Genomic DNA, 3,629 nt, shown 5'->3' on the forward strand with positions numbered 1-3,629 from the left:
CAGCTCGCCGACAACCGCTGCGCCTATTCCTTGCGAGGCGCTTCCTTCGTTCTGACCAACGTCGTGGTGAGCGAGTAGCGGTCTGCCGGATAGACGGACCGGGTGGCCAGCACGACCACGCGCGCGCCATCGCGGTAATGCCGCAGGATCTTGAGCCCGGGCGATCCCGTCTTGGCCTCGAGTTTGTCGGCCAGCCTGTCATCGATCGCGCAACCGGAGACGGTCTGCTCCACGGTGGCAATGGGCCGTCCATAGTGCGTTTCGATCAGGTCGCCGAGCAGCATGTCGGGATGTTTGGCGGCAAGGCGCCGCACGTTCTTGTAGTGCGGGTCGACGTAGGCGTCGGTCCACACCAGCGGCAGCGCCGCGCCCTGCTGGCGGCGGGTCATGGCGATGTGCAGCCAACGCGATCCGGGCGGGCAGCGCAGCTCGCGCGCGGAGTTGATGTCGAGCACGACTTCGCCGCCGCCTTCGACATTGCGCTGCGCCGTCTGCGCCAACGACACGAGGTCTTCGAGCGTCGACATCGACTGCGTGAACGTGCCCGCCGCCGGTGGGGCTTCGACCATCGTGCCGCGGTTGCGGCGGCGCGAGATCATGCCCATGTCCTGCAGTCGATCCAGCGCCGACCGCACCGTGTTGCGGCTGGCGCCGTAGGCCTCCATGAGCTGCAGTTCCGTGGGCAGCAAAGAGCCCACCGGCAGCTCGCCGGAGCGAACCTTCCCGACCAAGTCTTGCGCGATCTGCTGATAGAGGGTGACGGACACGATAGGGCACGGGGCGAGTGGCACAACGATCGCTCAGTCTAGCCACCGAGTCCTGCGCGGGCTTTCGCTTGACAGCGCGTTTTCAGGCGCTTAGCATATGTACCAACCTATAAAGTTGTAGTACATATCTTCGCAGCCGCCTTCGAGGAGCCATCCCCATGCAGCGCCGCACCCTTGTCTGCTCCCTTGTTCTCAGCCTTGCCACAGCGCCCGGCCTGGTGTTTGCTCAAAGCTTGGCCGAGGGCTACCCGAGCAAGCCCGTCACCATCATCGTGCCGTTCACGCTAGGTCAGTCCGGCGACGTCCTGGCCCGCCTGCTCAGCGACGGGCTGACGCGGCAATGGGGCAAGACGGTTGTCGTCGAGAACAAGAGCGGCGCCGGCGGCACGCTGGGCAGCAAGGCGGCCGCGGGCTCGCCCGCCGACGGCTACACGCTGCTGCTCGGCTCGAGCGGGCCCATGGCGGTCGCGCCACACTTCTACAAGAAGGCGGGATACGACCCGCGCAAGGACTTCACGCCGATCATGAACGTGGCCGGCGTGGCGCAGGTGCTGGTGGTTGCGGCCGACTCCAGATACAAGACCGTGCAAGACCTGATCGCAGCCGCGAAAGCCGCGCCTGGCAAGCTGAGCTATGGCTCCGGCGGCGCCGGGTCCTTCCAGCACCTCACGATGGAGATGTTCAAGCAGCGCGCGGCCATCGACATCCAGCATGTGCCGTACAAGGGCTCGGCTCCGGCTTACACCGACCTGCTGGGCGGTCAGCTCGACGTTCTCTTCGATTCGCAGCCGGGCGTGGTGCCGCTGCTCCAGGCGGGCAAGGTGCGCGTGCTGGCCGTTTCGACGCCGCAGCGTGTGCCGACGCTGCCCGACGTGCCGACCGTGGCCGAACGCGGCTATGCCGGATTCGACGCACTGGGCTGGCTCGGCATCGTCGCGCCCAAGGGCTTGGACCCTGTGATTCGCGACAAGCTCAACGCCGACCTGAAAACGGTTCTCGCTGCCGACGGCACCAAGGCTCATCTCGCCACGATGGGCATGCTGCCGCTGGCGAGCAGCCCGCAGGAATTCGCGAAAGCAATCGACAGCGAGCTCAGCAAGGGGGGCGACGTGATCAAGGCCGGCAACATCTCGCTCGAGTGACTCTGTGTGTTTCGACGCCCCGCTTGCGACTCACCGGAATGCGCGATCCGTCGTGGGTTTTCTCGAACACGACGCGCCCCGGCCGATGACGGCGCCGCTGTAGCTGGCTGCGCGCTTTTGCATCGTCACCGCTCCCGAACCCGGACCACCCCATGAAGATCGTCGACATCCAAGAGCTCACTGTTCCGCTCGAAGGCAATCTCTCGAATTCCCTCGTCAGCTTTGCCGAACACAACGTGTCCTTGATTGCCGTGACAACCGACGTCATGCGCAATGGCAAGCCGGTCGTCGGCTACGCGTTCGACTCGATCGGACGGTTCGGGCAGGCCGGCATTCTGCGCGACCGCATGATCCCTCGCCTCATGGCGGCCAGGCCGGAGTCCTTGCTGGATGCAACGGCCGAGAACTTCGATGCGCAGAAGGTTCTGCAGACCATCATGCGCAACGAAAAGCCAGGCGGTCACGGCGATCGCGCCGCCGCAGCCGCGGCGCTCGAGCTGGCGATCTGGGATCTGAACGCCAAGCTCAACGACGAACCGGCGTGGGTCACGATCGCCCGCAAGTTCGAACGCGCGGCCCGGGCGGAAGGTATCGACACCTATGCCGCCGGTGGTTACTACTACCCGAACGACAGTCTGGATCGCATCAGGGAGGAGTTCAGCGGCTATCAGGACGCAGGCTTTCAATACTTCAAGATGAAGGTCGGCGGCGCGTCGATGAAAGAGGACATGGCCCGGATCGAGGCGGTTCTGTCTGTGGTGGGCGATGCCGGATGCCTGGCGGTCGACGCGAACGGCCGGTTCGACCTGGCGACAGGCCTTGCCTACGCCGAGGAAATCGGCCCCTTGGGGCTGCGCTGGTACGAAGAGATCGGCGATCCACTCGACTTCGACCTGAACCAGCGTGTTGCGCAGACCTATCCGCACGCCATCGCGACCGGAGAGAACCTGTTCTCGATCCAGGACGTGAAGAACCTCGTCCTGTTCGGCGGCATGCGGCCCGGCAAGGACTTCTTCCAGATGGATCCGGGCCTGTCCTACGGCATCACCGAGTACGCGGGGATGCTGGAGATGCTGGAGTCGCACGGTTTCTCCCGCCGTTGCGTGCATCCCCACGGGGGCCATCTGATCGGCCTGCACGTGGCCGCGGGTTTCGAGCTGGGGGGCTGCGAAGCCTATCCCGGCGTGTTGCAGCCCTTCGGCGGCTACCCCGCCGAGTGCGGTGTGGGCGGCGGTGTGATCCGGCCGACCGACGCACCCGGCTTCGGCCTGGAGCAGAAGGACAACCTGCGCCCGTGGCTCGATCGGTTGACGGGCCGGCCGTGCTGAACGCGGCATTCGGAATGCTGCCCGCCACATCAGGAGTTCGGACATGAGCAAGAGCAACCGCACATTCCAGGGCGCTACGACGGTGCTGGACTCGGTGCTGTTCCGCGATGCCTTCGGAACACCGGCGATGCGCAATGTCTTCTCGGACCGTGCGCTGATCTCGCGCTACATCGAAGTCGAGGTCGCGCTCGCGTGTGCCGAGGCGCGCTGCGGCGTGATCCCCGCCGAAGCAGCCGAGGTGATCGCGAGCCGCTCGAGCATCGAAGCGCTCGACTTCGAGCTGCTGCGCCAGGAAACCGACACCGTCGGGTACCCGATCCTGCCGCTCGTGCATCAGCTCGTGAAGCTGTGCGGTGACGCGGGGCGCTACGTGCACTGGGGTGCGACGACGC

The 3,629-nt window shown here is 65.7% G+C and carries 3 protein-coding genes and 1 pseudogene; 3 read left to right on the top strand and 1 reads right to left on the bottom strand.

The genetic code is table 11. The features are described 5' to 3' along the window. Positions 1-23 precede the first annotated feature (23 nt). Entirely contained in the window at positions 24-767 is a 744-nt protein-coding gene (locus tag H0W40_RS19635; protein ID WP_292449580.1) for a GntR family transcriptional regulator, read from the bottom strand. A 158-nt stretch (positions 768-925) separates the two neighbouring features. On the opposite strand from H0W40_RS19635, the gene H0W40_RS19640 reads away from it, so the two are divergent. From H0W40_RS19640 to H0W40_RS19650, 3 genes and pseudogenes are all read left to right on the top strand, one after another. Continuing rightward, complete coding sequence (locus tag H0W40_RS19640) at positions 926-1,909, top strand: tripartite tricarboxylate transporter substrate binding protein (protein ID WP_292449582.1); 984 nt, start codon at positions 926-928, stop codon at positions 1,907-1,909. A 152-nt stretch (positions 1,910-2,061) separates the two neighbouring features. Then, positions 2,062-3,237, top strand: coding sequence for an enolase C-terminal domain-like protein (locus H0W40_RS19645; RefSeq protein WP_292449584.1), 1,176 nt, complete (start codon positions 2,062-2,064; stop codon positions 3,235-3,237). Between the two features lie 43 nt (positions 3,238-3,280). Next, positions 3,281-3,629: pseudogene (locus H0W40_RS19650) on the top strand (3-carboxy-cis,cis-muconate cycloisomerase); the annotation flags it as partial.

The organism is Methylibium sp., assembly GCF_013817345.1.
GTDB lineage: Bacteria > Pseudomonadota > Gammaproteobacteria > Burkholderiales > Burkholderiaceae_C > Methylibium.